The following is a 22,755-nucleotide window of genomic DNA, read 5'->3' as shown; positions in this document are numbered from 1 at the left end:
AAAGGTCACGGAATGGTCGCGGTACGGTAGCCGATCGGTATCTGTCGGCCTGGCTGTCTACTGTTACCGATGATGTCCGGGGTGTTTGCGCGGCTGGTAGGCCAAGACGCGGTGACGGCCGAGCTGCTCGCCGCCGCCAGAGCCTCCCGCGGTGACCCAGCCCACAGCGAGGCGGGCGCCGGGACTATGACACATGCCTGGCTGATCACCGGTCCGCCCGGCTCGGGGCGCTCGGTGGCCGCGCTGTGCTTCGCGGCCGCGCTGCAATGCACCTCCACCGTCGAAGACGGGGGCCCGGGCTGCGGGCGCTGCCACGCGTGCACGACGACCATGGCCGGCACGCACGCCGACGTGCGCCGGGTGATCCCCGAGGGCCTGTCCATCGGCGTCGACGAGATGCGCGCGATCGTGCAGATCGCGTCGCGGCGCCCGGCCACCGGGCATCGCCAGATCGTGGTGATCGAAGACGCCGACCGGTTGACCGAGGGCGCCGCCAACGCGCTGCTGAAGGTCGTCGAGGAGCCGCCGCCGTCGACGGTGTTCCTGCTGTGCGCGCCGTCGGTGGATCCCGAGGACATCGCCATCACGCTGCGGTCGCGGTGCCGGCACGTGGCTTTGGTGACGCCGTCGACCGAGGCGATCGCCCGGGTGCTGGTGGACAGCGACGGCCTGAGTCCCGAAACCGCGGACTGGGCGGCGTCGGTCAGCGGCGGCCACGTGGGCCGGGCGCGCCGGCTGGCCACCGACCCGGAGGCCCGCGCGCGCCGGGAGCGGGCGCTGGGATTGGTGCGCGACGCCGCGACCCCGTCGCGGGCCTATGCCGCCGCCGAGGAGTTGGTGGCCGCGGCCGAGGCCGAGGCGGTGGTGCTGACCGCGGACCGCGCCGAGGCCGAGACCGAGGAGCTGCGCACGGCCCTCGGCGCCGGCGGCACCGGCAAGGGCACCGCGGGCGCGATGCGCGGCGCGGCCGGGGCGATCAAAGACCTTGAGCGGCGGCAGAAGTCGCGCCAGACGCGGGCCTCGCGCGACGCGCTGGACCGGGCGCTGATCGACCTGGCGACCTATTTCCGGGATGCGCTCCTGGCCGCCGCGAACGGCGGGGCGGTGCGGGCCAACCATCCGGACATGGCCGAGAAGGTCGCAGCGCTGGCCGCGCATGCCCCGCCCGACCGGCTGCTGCGCTGCATCGAGGCGGTCCTCGAGTGCCGCGAGGCGCTGGCGATCAACGTCAAGCCGAAGTTCGCCGTCGACGCCATGGTCGCCACGATCGGCCAGCAACTGCGCGCCCAGGAACCGCGCGACTGATTTCGTGGTGCCCGCCCGCCTGCCGTAGACTCGTGCCGCCCGGCGTGTGGGCACCAGCCGCCTTAGCTCAGTCGGTAGAGCGATTCACTCGTAATGAATAGGTCAGGAGTTCGATTCTCCTAGGCGGCTCCATTTCTTCCCGGTCAGGCCGGGGCCAGAAAACCCACCGGACCCGACGCGATGCACAACGCCAGCGCGGCGGTGTTGGCCCGCACGGTGATCGCGTCCCCGGCGCCCGGCAGGCGCGCGAAGACCCGGTTGAGTCCGGGATGCACCGGGACTTTGACCTCGGGCCCCTGCGTCATCGACAGCGTCATCGACCCGTCGCTGTTGGCCAGGTAGTTCAGCTCGACGGTCCAGTCGGCGGGCAACAGCGGCCCGTCGAGGGCCAGGCGCGCGGGTTTGTCCGGCTGCGCGAAATAGCCGCATCGCGGCATCGGTCCCGGCGCGATGGTGCGGACCCAGGTCACCCGCGCCTTGATCAGGTGGCCGGAGCTGTCCAGCATGCGCAATTGTGTTGTGGCGGGCGCGAATTCGGGCCTGTCGCGCAGCAGGGCGAACATGTGGCTGGCCAGATTCTCCGGTGCGGCCACCCGTTGCAGCACCAGCGGATCGACCTCCTGGTCCAGCAGCGGCGCGTCGGAGGCGGCATGGGCCGCGGCCAGCGACGCCTGGGCGCTCTGCAGATAGGGCTGGGCCGGGTTGTCCCGCCAGCTGGTCAAGAACGTGGCCGTCGAGTACAGGCTGCTGACCGTGAACAACGCCGCCAAACCCGCGGTTACCACGGCGCGTTTCGGCGACGCGTCGAGCCAGCCCGGGCCGGCCGGGCGGTTCGGGGCGCACAGCGCGACGGCGGCCAGCAGCGCCAGCACGACGACGAGATCCGGGAAATACCGCAGCGTCTGAGCGAGTTCCAGCGCGGTCTGCTTCGACGAGCGCATCAGATAGATGGGCACCTGGCAGGCCACGGCGTAGCCGGCGGCGGTCGCCCACACCGGCCCGATGCGCCGCTTGCGCGCCAGCGACACCGCCAGCGCGCCGCCCAGCGCCAGCCAGCCGAGCGCCATCACCGACGCCGGCGGCGTGGCCCACGGCGAGGCCGGCGCCCACCGGTCCCAGTGCCAGGGGCCACCGGCCAGCCCCGGCACGATGCCGTGCGTGATCGATCGCGCCAGCAACCGCCCCGTCATCGACAGGTCGGAACTCCACCGCTGCTGGTTGACCACCCCCAGATAGAGCGCCACCCAGGCGGCGGTGAGCGCCAGCGCCGCGACCCACAACCGCGCGCCTGCCCGCCACACCGCCGCCAGCGCCGATCCCAGCCCCCCGTCACCGGTCACGTGGCGCAGCAGCGCGGCGACCGCGAACGCGACGAACGGGATCACCGCGGCCTTCTCGAAGAACAGCAGCCCGCCGAAGTAGACCAGCACCCCGGTCACCGCGTAGCGCCGGTTGCCGGTGCGCACCAGCAGGACGGCGTCGGCGCACACCCAGGCCAGCGCCGCCAGCATCGGCAGCGAGTTCAGCGCCGCCGCCCACCAGGCGAACCCGGGCACGCCGAGCGGGGTGAACAACGCGAACGTCAACGGGATCAGCAACACCGGCCGCCAGCCCAAGATGGCGTGCAGCGCGCGCAACAACGCCAGCGACGCCAGCAGCTGCAGCGCCACCAGGCTGACCGCCGGCCAGGTCCAGTCCAGCGGCGCCAGCCGGATGATGGTGCCCGCGAGCAGGAATGCCGCCGGCATGACGTGGCCGTCGTGATCGTGGAACAGGTACGACGGCGCGAGCAGGTTATGCGTGCCGGCCTTGCCGATCAGAATCAGGTCGTCCCAATAGAAATAGCCCCCGAACGCCAGCGCCGCGCGGACCGCCAGCTGCACCGCGATGAGCGCCGCGGCCGCCGCCGCTATGTATGGTGGGCCGGTGCGTGCACTGGTTACCGGGGCAGCCGGATTCATCGGCTCGACGCTAGTCGACCGCCTGTTGGGCGACGGCCACACGGTCGTGGGGCTGGACAACTTCGCGTCCGGCCGCGCGAGCAACCTCGAGCACCTGGCCGACAACCCGGCACACGTCTTCGTCGAGGCCGACATCGTGACCGCGGATCTGGAGGCCATCCTCGACGAGCACCGCCCGGAGGTGGTGTTTCACCTCGCCGCCCAGATCGACGTGCGGCACTCGGTGGCCGACCCGCAGTTCGACGCCTCGGTCAACGTGATCGGCACGGTGCGCCTGGCCGAGGCCGCGCGCCGGGCGGGGGTGCGCAAGGTCGTGCACACCTCCTCGGGCGGCTCGATCTACGGCGTCCCGCCGCGGTACCCGACGCCCGAGACCGTGCCGACCGATCCCGCTTCGCCGTATGCCGCCGGGAAGGTGGCCGGCGAGATCTACCTGAACACCTTCCGCCACCTCTACGGCCTGGACTGCTCACACATCGCGCCGGCCAACGTCTACGGCCCCCGCCAGGACCCGCACGGGGAGGCCGGCGTGGTGGCGATCTTCGCCCAGGCGCTGCTATCGGGTAAGCCCACCAAGGTTTTCGGTGACGGCGGCAACACCCGCGACTACGTTTTCGTCGACGACGTGGTGGACGCGTTTGTCAAGGCGTCCGGGGACGCCGGCGGCGGGCAGCGTTTCAACATCGGCACCGGCGTCGAAACCTCGGACCGGCAACTGCATACGGCGGTGGCCGCGGCCGTCGGGGGGCCCGACGACCCGGAGTTCGCGCCGCCCAGGCTCGGTGACCTCAAGCGATCCTGCCTCGACATCGGTTCGGCCGCAGAGGTTTTGGGTTGGCGACCGAAGGTCGAGCTGACCGAGGGTGTGCGCCGCACGGTGGATTACTTCCGGCGGACGCACGCCGGCTAACCGGCCTCGGGTGCCTGCGCGGAATCCAACGCGATCGCCCGGGCCAGCCGCGCGTAGCGCAGCTCCAAGTCCTTGAACCGCATGTAGGTGCTGAGCGTGGTGAAACAGAAGGCCATGACCAGCGCGTAGAGCATCAGGTCGGTGCCGCGGCGCACCCCGAACCATTGCGCCACGACGGTGGTGTCGTCGGGCCGCAGCACGGCGTAGATGCCGGCCAGAACGAACACCACATAGCCGACCTTGACCCAGGCCCGGGACCGCGCGTTGCGGCGCGACCGCAGCAGATAGACCAGCAGCGCGACGATCGATCCGATCAGCAGCACCTGGATCCAGTTCATGGTGTCCTCCCTCGCAGGAACCCGTCGAAGATGATGTTGACGCCGTTGAGCAGCGGCTGCCCCTTCGACTTCGAGTAATCGGTGTAGAGCACCTCGACCGGTTCTTCGGCGACGCGCCAATGGTTTTCGTCGACCAGCATGATGAACTCGTTGGCGTGGCTCATGCCGCTCATCGTGATGTCCAGCCCGTCGGCGACCTTCTTGTTGAACACCCGCAGGCCGTTGTTGGTGTCGGTCAGCCCGAGCCGGCGACCGCGCCGGCTCAACCGCGCGGCGGTCTGCAGCACGATCCGTTTCAGCAGCGGCGGCCGCGCGACCTGCTGGGTGCCGAACCGGGTCCCGATGACCACGTCGACGTCCCCGATGCGCAGCCGGTCGACCATGGCGGCGAGGTCCTTGACGCGATGCTGGCCGTCGGCGTCGAACGTGGCGAAAACCTCGGCCCCGGGCTGCTTACGGGCGTACTCGACGCCGGTCTGGATGGCCGCCCCCTGCCCGAGGTTGATGGGATGGCGAACCAGGTGAGCGCCCGCGCGCCGGGCGATCTCACCGGTGCCGTCGGCGCTGCCGTCGTCCACGCAGACGACGTGGTCGAATACCGAGCGCACGTCGGCTATCACCTCGGCGATGACAGCTGCTTCGTTGAAGGCGGGAATGACGACCCAGACGACCGAATATTGCGTTTCCGTACCCATCTAAGCCCACAAGGTACACGCTGGTGCAGGCCAGATCAGCCCGTTGCGCGTCCGGCGCGCGACAGCGCCACCAGATGGACACCGATGCCCACCAGCGGCCCGCACAGCAATCCGACCACGGTGCGGGTCTGCAGGGACAGCGGCAGCAACAGCAGCAAACCCGACGCGACCGTGGCGCCGACCCAGCCCAGCGAGTAGGCGCGGTGCAGCGCGGCGGCCACCGCGGCGGCGCCGGTCAGCGTCAGCATGGCGATCGCCACCGCGGCCGCGGTCAGCCACGCCAGCAGGGCGCTGCTGGCGTGGTACTGCGGCCCGAAGGCGAATCGCAACAGCCAGGGGCCCACGGCGCCCGCGGCCAGCACCCCGACCGCGCCGATGCCCGCGACGATGCCGGCCGGGGCGATCAGCGCGCGCACCCGGTCGCTGCGCTCGTCGACGAAATGCGCAATCAGGTTGCCCTGCATGGCCGTCAGCGGCACCAGCAGCGGCGCACGGGTCAACGTGACGGCCAGGATGATCACCCCGCCCTCGGCGCCCAGCTCGGCGCTGGTGAGCTTCAGCAGCACGGGAAAACCCATCACCAGGATGGCGCTGGCGCCGGCCGCGGTGATCGAATGCGCGGCGCCCCGCAGGAAGGTCGCGGTGCCGCCCGGGGTGAGCAGCCGCGCGGCCGCGCGGGTGGCCGGCGAGGCCACCAGCAGGATCAGCCAGGCGATCGCGCCGCCGACCGTCGCCCACAGGAAGCCGGTCAGATGCCAGCCCAGCACCACGGTGGCCGCCGCGATCGCGACGCGGATGACCGCGTCGGTCACCATCAGCGCCCCGTACTGGGTCCACTGGTTGATGCCGGCCAACATGCCCAGCAGCGTGGTGTGCACGCAGAAACCGGCCAACCCCGCGCACAGCAGCGCCACCGACAACCAGCGCTCCTCGACGAAAACCCGACCGCTCCACAGCGGCGCGGTCCCCGCGATCACCACGGCCGCGGCGACCCCGAGCAGCGCGCCGACCCGCAGCGGGTGGGTGCGCTTGGTCGGCGCGACGTCGAGGTAGGCGCACGCGCGGACCTCGCGGGTGGTCTCTTGGAGCAGCCCGAAGGCGGCGCCGCTGACCAACCCGAAGGCCCCCCAGAAGACCCCGAACACCGAGAAGCCGCTGGGCGCGAGGTCGCGGGCCGCCAGGTAGATCACGCCGTAGCCGCACAGGGCGGTCACGGCGGTGGCGGTGCCGACGCGGGCCATGCTGCCGCGCGCCACCGGCCCCTGCGAGGCGCTGATTTCGGTCATCGGGGCAGCGCTTTCAGCGGACCGCACCGATGTATCGCCACAATTTGAAAATAGTAAGTGTCCGCACCGCTCGCCCGGCGCGGCGCTCGGGTTCGCTAATGTGAGCCGCTGTCGGAAAGGACCCATGGCCGCCTACCGCGTCTTCGGTGTTTCGCTGTTGCTCACCGTGGTGGCCCTCGTGCTGGGGTATCTCCACGGTGGCCTCGAGGATCTCTTCCTGCTGCTGGTGTTGGCCGTCCTCGAGGTGTCGCTATCGTTCGACAACGCCATCATCAACGCCGCGATCCTGAAGCGGATGAGCCCGTTTTGGCGGCAGATGTTCTTGACCGTCGGGATCGTCATCGCCGTGTTCGGGATGCGTTTGTTGTTCCCGCTGGTCATCGTGTGGGCGACCGCGGGGATCGGTCCCGTTCGGGCGATGGAACTGGCGCTGCATCCGCCGCCGAACGGCGCGCTGGAGTTCGCGGACGGCTCGCCGAGCTACGAGAAGATGATCCTGTCCGCCCATCCGCAGATCGCGGCCTTCGGTGGGATGTTCCTGTTGATGCTGTTCCTGGATTTCGTCTTCCACGACCGAGATATCAAGTGGCTCAAGTGGATTGAGGTTCCGTTCGCCCGCATCGGGCGACTCGGCCAGGTGTCGGTGGTGGTGGCCGGCGCCACGCTGGTGCTCGTCGGCTCGCGGTTGACGCATTCGGCCGACGAGCGTGCCACGGTGTTGACCGCCGGGGTGCTGGGCCTGGTGACCTACCTGGTGGTCAACGGGTTGAGCCGCGCGTTCCGGCCGGCCAACGTCGAGGGCATGACGGTCGGCGAGGCGGTCGGCAGGGCGGGTTTCACCCTGTTCCTCTATCTGGAGGTGCTCGACGCCGCGTTCTCGTTCGACGGGGTCACCGGCGCCTTCGCGATCACCTCGGACCCGATCGTCATCGCGCTGGGGCTCGGGTTGATCGGCTCGATGTTCGTGCGGTCCATCACCATCTACCTGGTCAAGCAGGAAACCCTGGACCGGTACGTCTACCTGGAACACGGCGCGCACTGGGCGATCGGCGCGCTGGCCGTGATCATGCTGGGATCCATCGATCCGGGTTTGCAGGTGCCCGAGGCGGTCACCGCCTCGGTGGGTGTGGTCTTCATCGGGGCGGCGCTGGGCTGGAGCCTGCTGCGCAACCGGCGCAGGGCGCGGGCGAGCTAGTGGCGATCGCAAGCGCGGCGAAGCCGGGCGCGGCGGGTCGCCACCATCGGGCTAGTGGCGATCGCAAGCGCGGCGAAGCCGGGCGCGGCGGGTCGCCACCATCGGGCTAGACGGTATGAGGAGGCTGGGGCCTCGCCACATGTGAACGTGGGTTGCTGTCAGGAAGTTGGTCCTGGCCAGTAGAGCCACAGATGTGGATGGAGGCCCCAGTGAAGATTCAGCGTACGAGTGTTGGGTTGGATGTGCACGCCCGATCGGTGGTCGGGTGTGGGTTGGATGGGGATACCGGGGAGGTATTCGAGCGGCGGTTGACCCCCGACCGTGGTGAGATCGCAGCATGGCTAAGGGATCTTCCGGGCCCGGTGGCGGTGACCTATGAGGCGGGTCCGACCGGGTTCGGGTTAGCCCGGGCGTTGGATGCCGCGGGCATCGCCTGTGTGGTGGCTGCGCCATCGAAGTTGATTCGCCCGACGGGTGACCGAGTCAAAACCGATGCCCGCGACGCCGCGCATCTGGCGCGGTTGTTGCATCTGGGCCAGATCACCGAAGTGACGGTTCCCAGCATCGAGCAGGAAGCGGCGCGGGATTTGGTGCGGGCCCGCGAGGATGTCCGTGGGGATTTGATGTCTGCTCGGCATCGACTGTCGAAACTGTTGTTGCGCCAGGGGATCGTCTATTGCGGTGGACGAGCCTGGATCCGTGAGCATCAGCGGTGGTTGCGTCGGCAGCGGTTCGACAGTGCCGCGCTGCAGCTGGCCTACGACACCGCTTTCGACGCGATGCTGGCCACCCTCGAGCGCCGGGAGCGCCTCGATACCGCGATCGCCGAGATGGCCGCTGATTCGCGGTTCACCCCGGTGGTGACCCGGCTGGGGTGTCTGCGCGGGGTGTCCACGCTGACCGCGTTCGGGCTGGCCGTCGAGATCGGGGACTGGTCTCGGCTGACCGGGCGCAGTATCGGCGCCTATCTGGGGCTGGTGCCAAGCGAGTACTCCTCAGGAGCGACGCGAACCCAGGGCGCGGTGACCAAGACCGGCAATGGTCATGCCCGCCGCCTGCTCATCGAAGCCGCCTGGCATCACCGAGCCCCCTACCGGCCCGGCGCGGTGATGCGCCGCCGCTGGGATGCCGCATCCCCAGCCGCCCGCGCCCGCGGCCAGGCCGGCAACCGGCGCCTGCATGAACGCTGGATGCGATTCGATGAGCGCAAGAAACGCTCCGTGGTGGCCAACGCCGCGATCGCGCGTGAGCTGGCCGGATGGTGCTGGTCGCTGGCCGTCCTCGAGGACTAAGCGGCCCACAAACGTCCAGATGAGCAAGCAGATGTCGGCAAGCGTCTTGGAGTGACCCGCGTCGCCGCTATGAGCAATCACGTTGCACCACAACCGATCACGCTCGACATCTAGACAAGCGGACCGCTCCGACTCGAAAGTCCCGTCCTGCGGTAACCAACCCGCGTATATCAGACTGACACGCGTCGACACGACACGCTCGACACCTCAACGCTCATCTGGTCAACGAAGCGGCGGCCTCGACGACGGTTGCGGCCGCCGCTTCACCCTGCCCCTTGACAAAATGACTCACATATCAGTGGCGATCGCAAGCGCGGCGAAGCCGGGCGCGGCGGGTCGCCACCATCGGGCTAGTGCCCCTCGGCCTTGAACCGGTCCACCGAGCGCTGAATCTCGGCCTCGGCCTCCGCACGGCCGACCCAGTCCGCCGCCTTGACGAACTTGCCCGGCTCCAGGTCCTTGTAGTGCACGAAGAAGTGCTTGATCACGTCCAGCTCGAACTCGGGCACGTCGCCGATGTCCTGGATGTGGTCCCAGCGGTGGTCGCCGGCCGGCACGCACAAAACCTTGTCGTCGCCGCCCTTTTCGTCGGTCATCCGGAACATGCCCACCGGGCGGGCCTCGACGATCACCCCGGGAAACACCGATTGCGGCAACAGCACCATGGCGTCCAGCGGGTCGCCGTCCTCGCCGAGGGTGTCCTCGATGTAGCCGTAGTCGGTCGGGTAGCCCATCGCGGTGTACAGGTAGCGGTCCAGACGCACCCGTCCGGTCTCGTGGTCGATTTCGTATTTGTTCCGCTGGCCCTTGAGGATCTCGATGGTCACGTCGAATTCCACCGCGTCGGCTCCTTGTCTGGGTGTCTGCATGGGCAGGCCAATTTTGCTCTGCTACACCCTAGTCGAGCCCATCGGCGCCGATTCGGCAGAATGGGTTCAGACAGTCAGGAGAGTGATGGCCCGTACTCGCTGGCAAAAATCCACCCCAGTGTTGATCGGGTTGGGCGTGCTGGCGTTCGTTGCTGCCGTGGTGGTGGCGGCGACGTTTTTCACCACGACCGGGCACGGCGCGGGCAGCGCGCGCGCCCCGATCCCGCCTCCGCACGCGCCCACGGTCAAGCCCGGCATGGTCCCGGTGAGCGACACCGCCGAGTTACCCAGCGGGCCCGGCGTGGGCGCCGCGCTGGCACCGGTGGCGGGCGATCCCAACCTGGGCAGGCTCGGCGGCCGGATCACCGACGCCCTCACCGGAAAAGAGCTGTGGCAGGTGGCCGACGACATGCCGCTGGTGCCGGCGTCGACCAACAAGGTGCTGACGGCCGCCGCCGCCCTGCTGACGTTGGACCGCCAGGCCCGGATCAGCACCCGGGTGGTCGCGGGCAGCCAGAACGCCCAGGGCCCCGTCGTGCTGGTGGGCGCCGGCGATCCGGTGCTCTCGGCGGCGCCGCCCGGGCAGGACACCTGGTACCGCGGCGCGGCCCGCATCAGCGACCTCGTCGAACAGATCCGGCGCAGCGGGGTGACCCCGACCGCGGTGCAGGTGGACACCTCGGCGTTCAGCGGCCCGACGATGGCGCAGGGCTGGGATCCCGCCGACGTCGACAACGGCGACATCGCGCCGATCGAGTCGGTGATGATCGACGCCGGGCGCATCCAGCCGACCACGGTCAACTCCCGGCGGTCCCGGACGCCGGCGCTGGACGCCGGCCGCGAGCTGGCCAAGGCGCTGAACCTCGATCCCGCCGCGGTGACGATCGCGACGGCGCCGTCCGGGGCGCGGCAGCTGGCCGTCGTGCAGTCGGCGCCGTTGGTCCAGCGGCTCTCGGAGATGATGGACCACTCCGACAACGTGCTGGCCGAATGCATCGCCCGTGAGGTGGCGGCCGCGATCAACCGGCCGCGCAGCTTCGCCGGCGCGGCCGACGCGGTGACCAACCGGTTGAGCACCGCCCACGTCGACACCGCGGGCGCGGCGCTGCTGGACTCCAGCGGGCTTTCGGTCGACGACCGGCTCACGGCCAAGACGCTCGACGGGGTGCTGCAGGCCGCCGCCGGGCCCGACCAGCCGTCGCTGCGGGCCCTGCTGGACCTGCTTCCGATCGCCGCCGGCAGTGGGACGCTGGGCGACCGGTTCCTCGACGCCTCGACCAGCCAGGGCCCCGCCGGCTGGCTGCGGGCCAAGACCGGCTCGCTGACCAACATCAACGCGCTGGCCGGGGTGCTCACCGACCGCAGCGGCCGGGTGCTCACCTTCGCGTTCATCTCCAACGACGCGGGCCCCAACGGCCGCAACGTGATGGACGCGCTGGCGACCCGGCTCTGGTTCTGCGGGTGCTCATGACGCCGGCGTCGGAACTGACGCTGGGCACCGCCGTCGACTGGCAATTCGCGGCCACGGTCGGCCGGCGGTTGGCCCGGCCCGGGCCACCGTCCAGCGACTACACCCGGCGCCAGGTGATGGACGAACTGGTGGGCGCGGCCGCCAAGGCCGAACCCCTGGTCCGTGACGTCACCGGCCTGGTCGCGGCTGGCGCCGTGCCCGCCGCGCGCATCGTCGACCGCCCGGAATGGGTCGCCGCCGCGGCCGAGTCGATGCGGGTGATGATGAACGGCGCGGAGAAGCCGCGCGGGTTTCTCACGGGCCGGGTCACCGGCGCGCAGACCGGCGCCGTCCTGGCCTACGTCTCGTCGGGGATCCTCGGCCAATACGACCCCTTCGCCACCGATAACGGGGCCAGGGCCGGCTGCCTGCTGCTGGTGTACCCGAACGTCATCGCCGTCGAGCGGCAGCTTCGGATCGAGCCGTCCGATTTCCGGCTGTGGGTGTGCCTGCACGAGGTCACCCATCGCGTGCAGTTCACCGCCAACCCGTGGCTGCCCGACTACATGTCGCAGGCGCTGGGCCTGCTGACCCGCGACGCCGGTGACGACCTCGGGGAGGTGGTGAGCCGGCTCGCCGACTACGCCCGCAATCGCGGCAATCAGAACTCCGACGCCAACTCGGCGGGCATCCTCGGTCTGGTGCGGGCGGTGCAGTCCGAGCCCCAGCGCCACGCCCTGGATCAGCTGCTCGTGCTGGGCACGCTGCTGGAGGGCCACGCCGACCACGTCATGGATGCCGTCGGGCCGATCGCCGTGCCGTCGGTGGCCACCATCCGCCGCCGCTTCGACGAGCGCCGCCACCGCAGGCAACCGCCCCTGCAGCGCTTGCTGCGCGCGCTGCTGGGACTCGACGCCAAGCTCAGCCAATACACGCGCGGCAAGGCGTTCGTCGACCACGTCGTGGGCCAGGTGGGCATGGCGCAATTCAACGCCATCTGGACGGGGCCCGAAACGCTGCCGCTGCCCATCGAGATCGAAGAGCCCCAGCGATGGATCGACAGGGTGCTGTAGGCCGGCTGCGCGCGGCGGTCGAGGCGTTCATCAAGACGCACCTCGCCGCCGTCGACCAATGGTGCGTGGCCTTGTCCGGTGGCCCGGATTCGTTGGCGCTGACCGCGGTGGCGGCCCAGCTGCGGCCCACCACCGCGGTGGTGGTGGACCACGGCCTGCAACCCGGCTCGGCCGACGTCGCCGAAGCCGCCCGGGCGCAGGCCGTCGCACTGGGATGTGTTGCGGCGCAAGTGATTCGGGTGCAGGTCGGCACGGAGGGTGGTCCCGAAGCCGCGGCCCGCGCGGCCCGCTACGCCGCGCTGGCCGCCTACCACGACGGCCCGGTGCTGCTCGGCCACACGCTCGACGACCAGGCCGAGACGGTGCTGCTCGGGCTGGGCCGCGGATCCGGCGTGCGCTCGATCGCCGGGATGCGCCCCTACGATCCGCCGTGGTGCCGGCCGTTGTTGGGGGTCCGGCGTGCGGTGACGCACGACGCGTGCCGGGAGCTGGGCCTGACCGCATGGCGCGATCCGCACAACAGCGACCCCCGCTTCACCCGGACCCGGTTGCGTGCCGAGGTGTTGCCGCTGCTCGAAGACGTGCTCGGCGGGGGCGTCGCCGAGGCGCTGGCCCGCACCGCGACCGCGCTGCGGGAGGACGGCGAGTTGATCGACGCGCTCGCCGCCCGGGCGCTGCCCGGCGCCAAGGCGGGCGATGGGCTACGGGTCTCGGCGCTGGCGACGCTGGACGCGCCCGTGCGGCGGCGCGTGATCCGGGCCTGGCTGCTGGCGGGCGGCGCAACGGGGCTGACCGACAAGCAGATTCGGGGGGTCGACACCCTGATCACCGCGTGGCGCGGCCAGGGCGGCGTGGCGGTGGGGTCGTCCGTGCCCGACGAGCGGTTGTTCGCGGGCCGCCGCGACGGCGTTTTGACGCTGTGGCGCGAACCGGTCGGCTGACCGCAATATCGGGGCCGCCGTTGGTTATCCGCCCGCCGGCGTGGCACTCTGTGGGCGTGGCCCAGATCTCCTCGGCGATCACCCCCGCCCAGCCCGCGGAGCTCTACCCCGGGGATATCAAGTCTGTCCTGCTGACGGCGGAGCAGATTCAGGCGCGAATCGCCGAACTCGGCCGCGAAATCGGGGAGCACTACCGCGACGCCGCGAGCGAGACCGGCCAGGACCTGCTGTTGATCACCGTCCTCAAGGGCGCCGTGATCTTCGTCACCGACCTGGCCCGCGCGATCCCGGTGCCGACGCAGTTCGAATTCATGGCCGTCAGCTCGTACGGATCATCGACGTCCTCGTCGGGTGTGGTGCGCATCCTCAAGGACCTGGACCGCGACATCCAAGGCCGCGATGTCCTGATCGTCGAGGACGTCGTGGACTCGGGCCTGACCCTGTCGTGGCTGCTGCGCAACCTCAAAACGCGGCATCCGCGGTCGCTGAAGGTGTGCACGCTGCTGCGCAAGCCGGACGCTAAGGGAGCCCACGTCGACATCGCCTACGTGGGCTTCGACATCCCGAACGACTTCGTCGTCGGCTACGGCCTCGATTACGACGAGCGCTACCGCGATTTGTCCTACATCGGCACCCTGGACCCCAGGGTCTACCAGCAGTAGCTCGCGGCGATCGCAAGCGCGGCGAAGCCGGGCGCGGCGGGTCGCCGCCATCCGGCCGGCTCAGTCCAGCTCCCACACGGCGGTGACCGAGAAGTTCACGGTCTGCTGGCCGGGCTCGAGCGGGACCATCGACGGCATGGCCCGCGGTGTCGGCGTACCGACCGGCGGGGGGTTGCCGGTGGCCTCCGAGATGGACAGCACCCGGCCCAGCCGGAGCCCGGACAGCTGGGCGTACTGCTCGGCGCGGCCCTTGGCGTCGTTGAACGCCCGCGTGCGGGCGTCCTTGACCAGCTGCGAATCGTCGGCGATTGAATAGCGGACCGACCTGATCCGGGTGGCGTCGCCCCCCGTGCCGACGACGAGGGCCAGCAACCGCGACGCGGCGTCGGGTGGGTGGATCTTGACGGCGACGGCGTTGGTGGCGCGGTATCCGCTGATGTCGGCCGTGCCGCTGGGGCCGGGATTGTTGTACTGCGGCGCCAGGGTGACCTCGGTGGTGCTGATGTCCTTGTGGTCCACGCCGGCGCCGAGCAGCGCGTTGATGACCGCCTGCTGACGGTCGTTGGTCTGGTTCATCGCGGTGGTGACGTCGGGGGCGGTGAATTCGATACCGACGTCGGCGGTCAGCGTGTCCGGGACGCCTTGCACTTGCCCGGTTCCCAAAACCGTTACCTGGCGCGGGTTGGCGCCCGGGTGCGACGGGCTGGGCTCGTCGCATGCCGACGCCGCCGCGACGGTCAGGCCGGCCGCGGCCACCGCGATCGATCGGCGGACAAGGTTCGAGGCGTTGGTTGCGACCGGCATGCCTGGCACCCTAGCCGCTGGCCCCGCCGTCCGTGTTGTGGATTTCCGGTCAAGTGGTCGGTGCCGTGGCCCGGTTCCCGGCTCAGCCCGGCTCGTGGATGCGAATAATGATGTGCGAGAGCCAGTTTGACACCAGCACCATGGCGACGAGCAGGACGATGACCACCACCAGGGGTAGCTCCAGGGCCAGGCTGAGCCATATCAGGGCGGGTGTTGCCACCGGACCCGCCATGAACCCGACCAGCACCGCGACCAGTTCCATTGCGCCGGGATGCGTTTCGGGTGTTGCTTGCGTCATGTCAGGACAGCCGGACGGGAAGTATGGCTCATGCGTCAAATGTTGCGGCGGCCGGGCGCTTGCATCCAGGACGCGTTGTTCCTGGTAGTGCGACACCCAGGCTCAGCCGGCGCCCAGTCGCAGCATGGCGGCCTCCGATGGCGAGCCGGATTCGGCCCAGTAAGCCACCAGCACGTGACCGGTCCCCGGCAGCACCATTTGCTGGTAGTTGAGCCGCAGCGCGCCGACCTCCGGGTGGTTGATGCCCAACCCTCCGGCGACTTCGTGCCTGACATCGTGGCGGGCCCACTGCTGGCGAAACCGCGGGCTGTGCTCGATCAACTCGTCGACCAAGTTGATCAGGGCCGGATCGGGACGCTGGCCGTACGTCGCGCGGAGCAGCCGGACCGCCCACGCGGTCAGCAACTTCCAGTCGCGGTACAACTGCGGCGAGCGCGGATCGAGAAACAGTTCCCGCACGGCGTTGGACCCGACCCGCAAGTGCGGTGACAACGCCGCCGCCGCCCGGTTCGCGACGACGACCGTCATGCCGGGGTCGACGACGATCGCGGCCGCCCGTGGAAAACCGTCGAGCAGATCCCGGAGGCCCGGATTCAATTGCTGCAGTGGCGCAATGCGCTCGGCCGATCCATGGCGCATGAGGTTTCGCATGTACACCACGGCGTCGTCGTCCAGTCGCAGCGCCCGCGCGATCGAAGTGAGCACCTGATCGGAGGGGTTGGTTTCGCGGCCCTGCTCGAGGCGGAGGTAGTAGTCGGTGCTGATGCCGGCGAGCACCGCGACTTCCTCCCGGCGCAGGCCGGCGACCCTGCGGCGTTCGCCCTCAGGCAGGCCGACCTCGCTGGGCCGGACCAGGCTGCGGCGCGCGCGCAAGAACTGAGCCAGAGCGGAACCATTGGCGGCCAAGGCAGTCAGCCGGTGAATGCGTCGCGCGCCAGCATCGGTGTTCCGTCCCGTCAAGCTGCGGATACCTGCGTGGGCAGCATAGCCAGCGGGCGGATTCTGTCGGGAGGCGGGTCGTCCGGCGCGGGCTCACCGGTACCCCTAGCAAAGCAAAATCGGCGCTGCGGAGCGCTTATATACGAACATATATGACTCCAATCATATTGGATTACCGCGATATTCATGCCGAATCCAAAGAGTCGCAGCGGACGCGTCCAGCTAAATGAATAGTTGTCCAACCGGTTATGAAATAGCCGGCCGCAGGCTGTCATCACCCGAGGTCACCGGCCTAACGTGACGAGCGTCGGACTCGGCGCCGGTGATCGTCGCTGAAAGCTGGTTAATTGAAAGGGTTTTGAGGACTCACCATGTCTTTTCTGATGGCACGGCCGGAAATTCTCGATGCGGCTTCGCGTGAGCTGCACGGCATCAATGCCGCAGTGCAGGAGAACAATTCGGCGCTCGCCGTGGCGACGACGGCGGTGGCCCCCGCCGCCGCCGATGCGGTGTCGATACTGACGGCCGCCCGGTTCTCCCAACACGGACAGCTCTTCCAGGAGATCAGCGCGCAGGCGGCGGCGGTTCGCGAGCAGTTGGCGACGACGCTTGGCATCAGCGCCGGTTCGTATGCCGCCACGGAACTCGCCAACGCCGCCGCGGTCGGTTAGGCGAAGACACGATGCTGGACTTTGCGCAGTTGCCGCCGGAGATCAATTCCGCGCTGATCTATTCGGGGCCGGGTTCGGGGCCGTTACTGGTCGCCGCGGCGGCGTGGGGTGGCCTGGCCGCCGGCCTGCATTCCGCGGCTTCGTCCTACGGGTCGGTGATCGCGGGCATCGAGGGCGGCCCATGGCAGGGGCCGGCCGCGACGTCCATGCTCACCGCGGCCGTGCCGCAAGTGGCGTGGCTGAGCGCCACGGCCGGACAAGCCGAACAGGCGGCGAACCAAGCGGTGGCAGCGGCGGGTGCCTACGAGGCGGCATTCGCCGAAACGGTGCCGCCGCCGGTGATCGCGGCGAACCGGGCGTTGCTGATGGAGTTGCTGGCGACGAACTTCCTCGGGCAGAACACCCCGGCGATCGCGGCCACCGAGGCGCAATACGGCGAGATGTGGGCCCAGGACGCCGCCGCGATGTACGAATATGCCGGCGCGTCGGCGGCGGCCGCGACCTTGCCCGCGTTCGAACCGGCGGCGCCCACCACGGATCCGGCCGGCGTCGCCGGTCAGGCCGCCGCGGTGGCCCGGGCCGCCGGTGCGAGCGGGAGCGACAGCGCGCAGGGGCTCGACGCGGTGCCCCAGACCCTGTCGGCGCTGGCCGGGCCGACCAACACGTCCCCGTCGCCGGCCAATCCCACACTGTCGTTCGGCGGGATCGGCATGAACCCCGAGGGCGACGGCATTGTCGTGGGGGGCCCGTTGGGGGATCTGTTGGAGGGCCTGACCGGGTCGCAAACCCTCGATGCCAGCACGCCTTTCGACGCCTTCATCCGGTTGATTTCGCCGACGCGGTTGTTCACCACGGCGTTCAAGGACATCCAAAGTCTCGCGCAGGGCTTCATGCCCGCCGCGAAGTCCGCCGCCGAGGGCGTCGCCAAGGCCGCGGAAGCGGCCCTTCCCGCCGTTTCGGGTGCGGGACTGGGCTCGATCGGCGCGATCGGCGGGGCCGTCGGCAAGGCGGCATTGATCGGCGGATTGGCGGTGCCCGCCGCCTGGGCGAGTGCGGCCCCGGCACCGCCGATCGCCGTGGCGCTCAATGGTGCCACCGCCGCGGGAGCCGTCGAACGTGCCACGAACGCGGTGGGCGGGGTGCCGATGGTGCCCGCCGCTGGGGCGGGGCGCGGCGTCGCGGCCCACTTCGTCACTCCCCGATACGGTTTCAAGCCCACGGTCATCGCGCAGCCCCCCGCGGGTGGGTGACGCGTCAGAAGGGTGGTTCGTCGGGTAGGGGCTGCAGGGTGGGTTGGTCGGGTTCCCAGTCCGGGGGCAGTTCTTCCGGTTCTCGGGGGTCGTTGACCCAGGTGCAGTAGGGGCTGGTGCTCGGTGTTCCCTTGAACAGGAACAGCATGTCGCGCATGTGGTTTCGGAACTTGCGGGCCGCGATCTCGTCTTTGCGGTCCTGTTCGAGCCGGCGGCGGGCCGCGTTGATCGGGCGCTGCTCGCGATTGTGGGTGCGCGCCTGGGTGATCCGCGCGCTGCGCTGCCGTGATCGGCTGCGTCGTCTCGGCTCGGGGGCGGCGCAGGCCGGGGCGCGCCCCGCCGGAAACAGATCCGCACCCGCCGGCGAGGTCCGGTAGATGTTGCCGGTCGGCGAAGTCCAGACCACGGTTCCATCGGCCAACTGTTTGTCGCGCCAGCCCCCGAAGGTTTTGAGCCGATGATGCTGGCGGCACAGGCATTTCAGGTTCTCCGCGACGGTGCGCCCACCCGCCCGCGGATCTTGATGGTTGAACGGAAGGGTGTGGTCGATATCGCAGATCATCGCCGGGCGGGAGCATCCGGGAAAGCGGCAGGTCAGATCGCGGCAGCGCACGAACCGTTCCAGCCCCGCCGGCGGTTGATAGCGCAAGGCCTCGACCGGACTGGTCACCGGGTTGGCCACCAGCACCGATGCGGCGGCCGCCAACCGGCGCACCTGCTCGGCATCGATGACCCCATAGCCCTCCAGATAGCCGGGCCCGGCGCCGTCGGCGTAGACGGTCTGTTCGCCGGCCATCACGTTGACGACCACCCGCGCCCCGGTCGGCTCACCTTCGCGAGCGTGCTCGCCGGCCCGGGTGGGGCAGTCGGCTTGCCCACACGCACAGCCCAACCGGCGGCCCTCGGCCAGCGCCGACAGTGCGTCGGCGCGGCGCTGATCCATCGTCCGTGGATCGGCCGGGCACACCTGCTTGGCGAGTTGGGACAGCCGGCGATCAAAGGCCGTCGCGGCGGCGGCGGCCACCGAACCGCGGATCTCGGCCATCCCGTTGTCCGCGGCGCTGATGGCGACGTAACGGTCCTCCTCGGCGGCCACCCGACGCTCCCGGGCGGCGTCGGGATCGGCGACCCGCACCGCGGCATCGACGGCGTTGACGATCCGCTGCCGCGACCAACCGTGCCAATTCCCGATCCGGGCGGCCAACGACTCATCGAGCTGGGCGATCACCTCCCGGTCGGTGACCAGATCGGTGCGGGTGATGACCAAACGCACCGTGCGCCAATCCGTTCGCCCCTCGGCCAACAGCGCCGCCACCCGCGGCAGGCGGGTATCGAGCGCCTCGGCGTGCGACACCAGAAAACTGGCACCCATCGCAGACAGGTTCATCACCGCGGCGACCTCGGCGGCGGTCTGCTCGAAACCGTCGATCTCGGCGTACTCCCGATCGGCCCCGTCGGCAGTGGCCACCCGATGCCGCAGCAGCGCCGCCACCGCCGCCAACCGCCGCGCCACCAGCATCGACTCCTCCCGATGCGTGGACTCGATCACCGCCACCAGAGCGGCGGGATCCGACGGTACTTCGAACATGCGTTCGATTATAGGCGGGGCCCCTGACAAGTTTCAGGGCGTGACGAGAACCTTGCAGTGCCGCTCGGGGTCGGCCAGGTCGTCGAACGCCGCCCCGACCGCATCCAGGCCCACCTCGCCGGTGATCAGCGGGCTGACGTCGATGTCGCCGTCGGCCAGCGCGCGCAACGAGTCGCCGAACTCGTCGGGGGTGTAGGCGAGCACGAACTGCACGTTGATCTCTTTGGCGATCGCGAAGAAGGGATGCACTGTGTCGGGTTGCATGCACACCCCGGCAACCACCAGTCGGGTGCCCGGCCGCGCGCGGAGCAGCACGTCGTCGATGATGCCGGGCACCCCGACGGCCTCGAACACCACCGCGGGCTTGACACTGTCGAAGGGCGAGCCCTGCGCCGGATCCAGCGTCTGGTGAGCTCCCATCGTGGTGGCGAGTTCCCGTCGCTTCGGCGAAAAGTCCGCCGCCACAATGGTTTCGACGCCCTTGGACCGAAGGGCTGCGACGATGGCGATCCCGATCGGGCCGCAGCCCAGTACCAGGGCCGTCTCCCCGGGCGCGACGTTGGACTTGTTGACGGCATGCAATCCCACCGCCATGGGTTCGGTCAGTGCTGCGTGTTTGAAGTCCAGGCCATTGGGGACGGGCAGCAGCAGCGGCGCGGACAACAGCATCCGTTCGGAGTAACCGCCGATTGAACTGTTGCTGTACACAATTGGCTCGACGCCCTTGGCGGACAACAGCACCGGCAGCGAGGTGACCAGGGTGCCCGGTGGATGGGTCTCGGTGTCGGGGCCGGCTTCGAGTATCTCGGCGCTGAATTCGTGACCCATGAAGATGTCGTGGTCCAGGTCGACGTGCATGCCACCGCCGCCACCGGCTGCCCGTTCGGTCATTTCCAGCACCTGGGCGCCGTGGGCGGCGAAATGCAGGTCGCTGCCGCAGATTCCGCATGCCCGCACGCCGACGAGCACCTGCCCGGCTTCGGGGATCGGGTCGGGCACGTCGTCGCGGTAGACCATGCGACCGTCGCGCAACACCGAGGCGCGCATCAGTGCACCGCGTCTTTCTGTTCGTCGACGTGCTCGGTGATGGCCTTGACCACGGCCTCGCCGGCCCGGCCGATCAACTGGTCACGTTTGCCTCTGGCCCAGTCGTGCGATGCGCGGGACGCTTCGAGTTGACGTTTGAAGTGGGGAATCACCTTGCGCGCCATCAGGTCATAGCAGCGGTACGTCGCCTCGGGCGATGCCCAGTCATGGCCGAGCATCAGCAGGGTGCCGAAGCCGCCGGAGCGGTCGAGCAGGTCTTCGATGTGGGCGATGGCGTCCTCGGGCGTGCCGATGCAGCAATTCCCCTTGGCCGCGTAGTCCGCGACGAACTCGTGTGGCGTCTGGGTGCCTTCGACGCTGTTGGCCAGCGGGACGAATCCGGCGGCGCCGAAGTAATTCGCGAAATCCTGCAGCCCGTAAGTGCAATCGTCGATGGCCTGCTCGCGGCTGTCGGCGATGTGCATGATGCTCAGGACGCGCCAGTTGCCGCGGTCGGGCTCGTCCCGTCCGGCCTTCTCGGCCTGCTCGCGCACCACGTCCCAGGTGGTCTCCAGCGCCGCGTAGCCGCCGGGCACCGACATCGACAGCGACAGCAGCGAGGTGCCCAGCGCGCCGGCCAGCCGCGGACCGGACGGCGAAATCATTGCCGCCGTGGAGATTTCGGGGTAAGGCCAGGTGTAGGGCCGGATGTGCAACTGCGCGTCGCGCAGGGTGAACCAATCGGAGTGGCGGTCGATCCGTTCGGTGGGTGCGGCCCGGAACAGCGCCAGGATGGCCTCGAGGGATTCCTGCATCATCGGTCGCTGTTCGACGGGATCGATGCCCATCATGTAGGCGTCCGACGGCAGCGCGCCGGGCCCGGTTCCGAACATGACCCGGCCGCGGGTCAGGTGATCCAGCAGCACCCAGCGATCGGCGACCATCAGCGGGTGGTGATAGGGCAGCGAGACCACTCCCGTGCCCAGCCGGATGTGTTTGGTCCGCTCGGCCGCCGCGGCGATGAATACCTCCGGACAGGCGATCAGCTCGTAGCCGCCCGAGTGGTGTTCGCCGAACCACGCTTCGTCGAACCCGAGCCGATCCAGCGCGACGACGCGTTCCATGTCGTATTCCAGTGCGACCGTTGGGGATTGGCCGACGGGGTGAAACGGGGTGATAAAGACACCGAAACGCAGGGGCGCGCTCATCAAAGCTCCAATCCGTTGAGGAATTCCAGTAAGGCCGCATTCACCTCGCCGGGGCGCTCCTGCTGCAGCCAATGCCCGGCGCCGTCGATCATCACCTGTCGGTACGGACCGGAAATCGCCTCCGCAGCGCGGTCGGCGCGGGTGAACGACAGGACGGGATCGGCCGTCCCGCCGATGAACAGACACGGGACCGAAATCTTGACGCCGTCGAGCTCGGGCGTGGTCTCCCAGTTGCGGTCGAAATTGCGATACCAGTTCAGGCCGCCGGTGAAGCCGGTCCGCGAGAATTCGGCGACGTAGTGGTCGAGCTCGTCCTGGCTTATCCAGTCCGGCAGGCCGTCCGGTTCGCCAAGGCGTTCGACGAAACCCGCCGGACCGGGGCTGGCCATCCGCACCAGCGCATCCTTGCCGTCGGTTCGCAGGCTGCCCATCATGCGACGGATCACCCGGGCGGGATCGGCGTTCAATTCGGCGTCGGCGACACCGGGCTCCTGAAAGTAGAGGATGTAGAAGAAGTTCTCGCCGAACATCTTTCGCCACGCCTTCGTCGGCGCTACGCGCGGGCGCGGCGTCACGGGCACGCTGAGCGCGGCGACGGCCGCGACCCGGTCGGGGTGCAGCAGCGGGGCGTTCCACACCACGGCGGCACCCCAGTCGTGCCCGATCCACACGGCACGCTCGGCGCCGACGTCGTCGAGCAAACCGACCAGGTCTCCCGTCAACTGGTGAATGTCGTACGCCTCGACGGCATCCGGGCGATCCGAACCGCCGTAGCCGCGCTGATCGGGCGCCAGCACGTGGTAGCCGGCTTGCGCGAGGACGTCTATCTGGTGGCGCCAGGAGTAGGCCAGTTCGGGAAAGCCGTGGGCCAGGATCACCACGGGTGCGCCGCGGTCGCCCGCTTCGGTCACCCGCAGCCGCACACCATTGGTATCTACTAACCGTTGGGTTGGGGGCACCGTCTCACCAAAGCACAACGGTTGCGCACTGAGAA

Annotated in this window: 22 protein-coding genes and 1 tRNA gene; 11 read left to right on the top strand and 12 right to left on the bottom strand. The window is 69.5% G+C overall.

The window, feature by feature from the left end:
- Positions 1–72 precede the first annotated feature (72 nt).
- Both QGN31_RS23270 and QGN31_RS23265 read left to right on the top strand, forming a co-directional pair.
- Positions 73–1,305 carry a DNA polymerase III subunit delta' gene (locus QGN31_RS23270; protein ID WP_085977582.1) on the top strand — a complete coding sequence of 411 codons (1,233 nt, stop codon included), beginning with the start codon at positions 73–75 and terminating at the stop codon, positions 1,303–1,305.
- A gap of 56 nt (positions 1,306–1,361) precedes the next feature.
- Positions 1,362–1,437 (top strand) — tRNA-Thr (locus QGN31_RS23265).
- An 11-nt stretch (positions 1,438–1,448) separates the two neighbouring features.
- Here QGN31_RS23265 and QGN31_RS23260 read toward each other — a convergent pair.
- Positions 1,449–3,266 carry a hypothetical protein gene (locus QGN31_RS23260; protein WP_233425317.1) on the bottom strand — a complete coding sequence of 606 codons (1,818 nt, stop codon included), beginning with the start codon at positions 3,264–3,266 and terminating at the stop codon, positions 1,449–1,451.
- Between QGN31_RS23260 and QGN31_RS23255 the strand changes: the two genes are divergently transcribed.
- A complete protein-coding gene (locus QGN31_RS23255) occupies positions 3,232–4,176 on the top strand; it encodes an NAD-dependent epimerase/dehydratase family protein (RefSeq protein WP_026071045.1) in 945 nt (314 codons plus the stop codon). The two genes, QGN31_RS23260 and QGN31_RS23255, sit on opposite strands and share 35 nt — an antisense overlap.
- On the opposite strand, the gene QGN31_RS23250 is transcribed toward QGN31_RS23255, so the two are convergent.
- The 3 genes from QGN31_RS23250 to QGN31_RS23240 are packed head-to-tail and all read right to left on the bottom strand — an operon-like array spanning position 4,173 to position 6,495.
- Positions 4,173–4,514 carry a DUF2304 domain-containing protein gene (locus tag QGN31_RS23250; RefSeq protein ID WP_008263443.1) on the bottom strand — a complete coding sequence of 114 codons (342 nt, stop codon included), beginning with the start codon at positions 4,512–4,514 and terminating at the stop codon, positions 4,173–4,175. The genes QGN31_RS23255 and QGN31_RS23250 overlap by 4 nt on opposite strands.
- The gene (locus QGN31_RS23245) at positions 4,511–5,209 is read right to left on the bottom strand and encodes a glycosyltransferase family 2 protein (protein WP_014941200.1); all 699 of its coding nucleotides are present in this window, start codon (positions 5,207–5,209) and stop codon (positions 4,511–4,513) included. The genes QGN31_RS23250 and QGN31_RS23245 overlap by 4 nt, the downstream gene beginning before the upstream one ends.
- A 35-nt stretch (positions 5,210–5,244) precedes the next feature.
- On the bottom strand, positions 5,245–6,495 hold the full coding sequence (locus QGN31_RS23240) for a hypothetical protein (RefSeq protein ID WP_014378966.1): 1,251 nt from the start codon (positions 6,493–6,495) through the stop codon (positions 5,245–5,247).
- A 124-nt stretch (positions 6,496–6,619) separates the two neighbouring features.
- Here QGN31_RS23240 and QGN31_RS23235 point away from each other — a divergent pair, with 124 nt between their 5' ends.
- Both QGN31_RS23235 and QGN31_RS23230 read left to right on the top strand, forming a co-directional pair.
- On the top strand, positions 6,620–7,690 hold the full coding sequence (locus QGN31_RS23235) for a DUF475 domain-containing protein (protein ID WP_014941201.1): 1,071 nt from the start codon (positions 6,620–6,622) through the stop codon (positions 7,688–7,690).
- Positions 7,691–7,899: 209 nt separating this feature from the next.
- Positions 7,900–8,982 carry an IS110 family transposase gene (locus tag QGN31_RS23230; RefSeq protein WP_438362663.1) on the top strand — a complete coding sequence of 361 codons (1,083 nt, stop codon included), beginning with the start codon at positions 7,900–7,902 and terminating at the stop codon, positions 8,980–8,982.
- 350 nt (positions 8,983–9,332) lie between these two features.
- On the opposite strand, the gene QGN31_RS23225 is transcribed toward QGN31_RS23230, so the two are convergent.
- Complete coding sequence (locus tag QGN31_RS23225; protein WP_008263447.1) at positions 9,333–9,821, bottom strand: inorganic diphosphatase; 489 nt, start codon at positions 9,819–9,821, stop codon at positions 9,333–9,335.
- Positions 9,822–9,936: 115 nt separating this feature from the next.
- Here QGN31_RS23225 and dacB point away from each other — a divergent pair, with 115 nt between their 5' ends.
- The 4 genes from dacB to hpt are packed head-to-tail and all read left to right on the top strand — an operon-like array spanning position 9,937 to position 13,977.
- Complete coding sequence (dacB, locus tag QGN31_RS23220) at positions 9,937–11,322, top strand: D-alanyl-D-alanine carboxypeptidase/D-alanyl-D-alanine endopeptidase (protein ID WP_029384489.1); 1,386 nt, start codon at positions 9,937–9,939, stop codon at positions 11,320–11,322.
- Entirely contained in the window at positions 11,319–12,374 is a 1,056-nt protein-coding gene (locus QGN31_RS23215) for a zinc-dependent metalloprotease (protein WP_014941203.1), read from the top strand. Before dacB ends, QGN31_RS23215 begins: the two co-directional genes overlap by 4 nt.
- Complete coding sequence (tilS, locus tag QGN31_RS23210; RefSeq protein WP_014941204.1) at positions 12,353–13,315, top strand: tRNA lysidine(34) synthetase TilS; 963 nt, start codon at positions 12,353–12,355, stop codon at positions 13,313–13,315. The genes QGN31_RS23215 and tilS overlap by 22 nt, the downstream gene beginning before the upstream one ends.
- A gap of 50 nt (positions 13,316–13,365) precedes the next feature.
- Positions 13,366–13,977, top strand: a complete 612-nt coding sequence (gene hpt, locus QGN31_RS23205; protein ID WP_008263453.1) for a hypoxanthine phosphoribosyltransferase — start codon at positions 13,366–13,368, stop codon at positions 13,975–13,977.
- Between the two features lie 60 nt (positions 13,978–14,037).
- Here hpt and QGN31_RS23200 read toward each other — a convergent pair whose 3' ends face one another.
- From QGN31_RS23200 to QGN31_RS23190, 3 genes are all read right to left on the bottom strand, one after another.
- Positions 14,038–14,781: an SIMPL domain-containing protein gene (locus QGN31_RS23200; protein ID WP_014383737.1), complete on the bottom strand. Its 744-nt coding sequence runs from the start codon at positions 14,779–14,781 to the stop codon at positions 14,038–14,040.
- An 82-nt stretch (positions 14,782–14,863) separates the two neighbouring features.
- Positions 14,864–15,079: a hypothetical protein gene (locus QGN31_RS23195; RefSeq protein WP_014378970.1), complete on the bottom strand. Its 216-nt coding sequence runs from the start codon at positions 15,077–15,079 to the stop codon at positions 14,864–14,866.
- A gap of 102 nt (positions 15,080–15,181) precedes the next feature.
- Complete coding sequence (locus tag QGN31_RS23190) at positions 15,182–15,985, bottom strand: helix-turn-helix domain-containing protein (RefSeq protein ID WP_043954353.1); 804 nt, start codon at positions 15,983–15,985, stop codon at positions 15,182–15,184.
- Positions 15,986–16,389: 404 nt separating this feature from the next.
- Here QGN31_RS23190 and QGN31_RS23185 point away from each other — a divergent pair, with 404 nt between their 5' ends.
- Together QGN31_RS23185 and QGN31_RS23180 are read left to right on the top strand one after the other, a co-directional pair.
- Entirely contained in the window at positions 16,390–16,689 is a 300-nt protein-coding gene (locus QGN31_RS23185; protein ID WP_014381719.1) for a PE family protein, read from the top strand.
- An 11-nt stretch (positions 16,690–16,700) separates the two neighbouring features.
- Complete coding sequence (locus QGN31_RS23180; protein WP_014941206.1) at positions 16,701–17,939, top strand: PPE family protein; 1,239 nt, start codon at positions 16,701–16,703, stop codon at positions 17,937–17,939.
- Positions 17,940–17,943: 4 nt separating this feature from the next.
- Here the strand turns inward: QGN31_RS23180 and QGN31_RS23175 are convergent, their stop codons facing one another.
- The 4 genes from QGN31_RS23175 to QGN31_RS23160 are packed head-to-tail and all read right to left on the bottom strand — an operon-like array spanning position 17,944 to position 22,738.
- A complete protein-coding gene (locus tag QGN31_RS23175) occupies positions 17,944–19,527 on the bottom strand; it encodes an HNH endonuclease signature motif containing protein (RefSeq protein WP_014941207.1) in 1,584 nt (527 codons plus the stop codon).
- Between the two features lie 33 nt (positions 19,528–19,560).
- A complete protein-coding gene (locus QGN31_RS23170; RefSeq protein ID WP_014941208.1) occupies positions 19,561–20,574 on the bottom strand; it encodes a zinc-binding dehydrogenase in 1,014 nt (337 codons plus the stop codon).
- Positions 20,574–21,761: an LLM class flavin-dependent oxidoreductase gene (locus tag QGN31_RS23165; RefSeq protein WP_008263461.1), complete on the bottom strand. Its 1,188-nt coding sequence runs from the start codon at positions 21,759–21,761 to the stop codon at positions 20,574–20,576. Before QGN31_RS23165 ends, QGN31_RS23170 begins: the two co-directional genes overlap by 1 nt.
- On the bottom strand, positions 21,761–22,738 hold the full coding sequence (locus tag QGN31_RS23160) for an alpha/beta fold hydrolase (protein WP_225331466.1): 978 nt from the start codon (positions 22,736–22,738) through the stop codon (positions 21,761–21,763). The genes QGN31_RS23165 and QGN31_RS23160 overlap by 1 nt, the downstream gene beginning before the upstream one ends.
- Between the last annotated feature and the right edge of the window lie 17 nt (positions 22,739–22,755).

This window comes from Mycobacterium sp. 2-64 (genome assembly GCF_035918375.1).
Lineage (GTDB): Bacteria > Actinomycetota > Actinomycetes > Mycobacteriales > Mycobacteriaceae > Mycobacterium > Mycobacterium intracellulare.
Note: the sequence above shows the minus strand (reverse complement) of the source record. Positions and strands in the feature narration are given on the sequence as shown.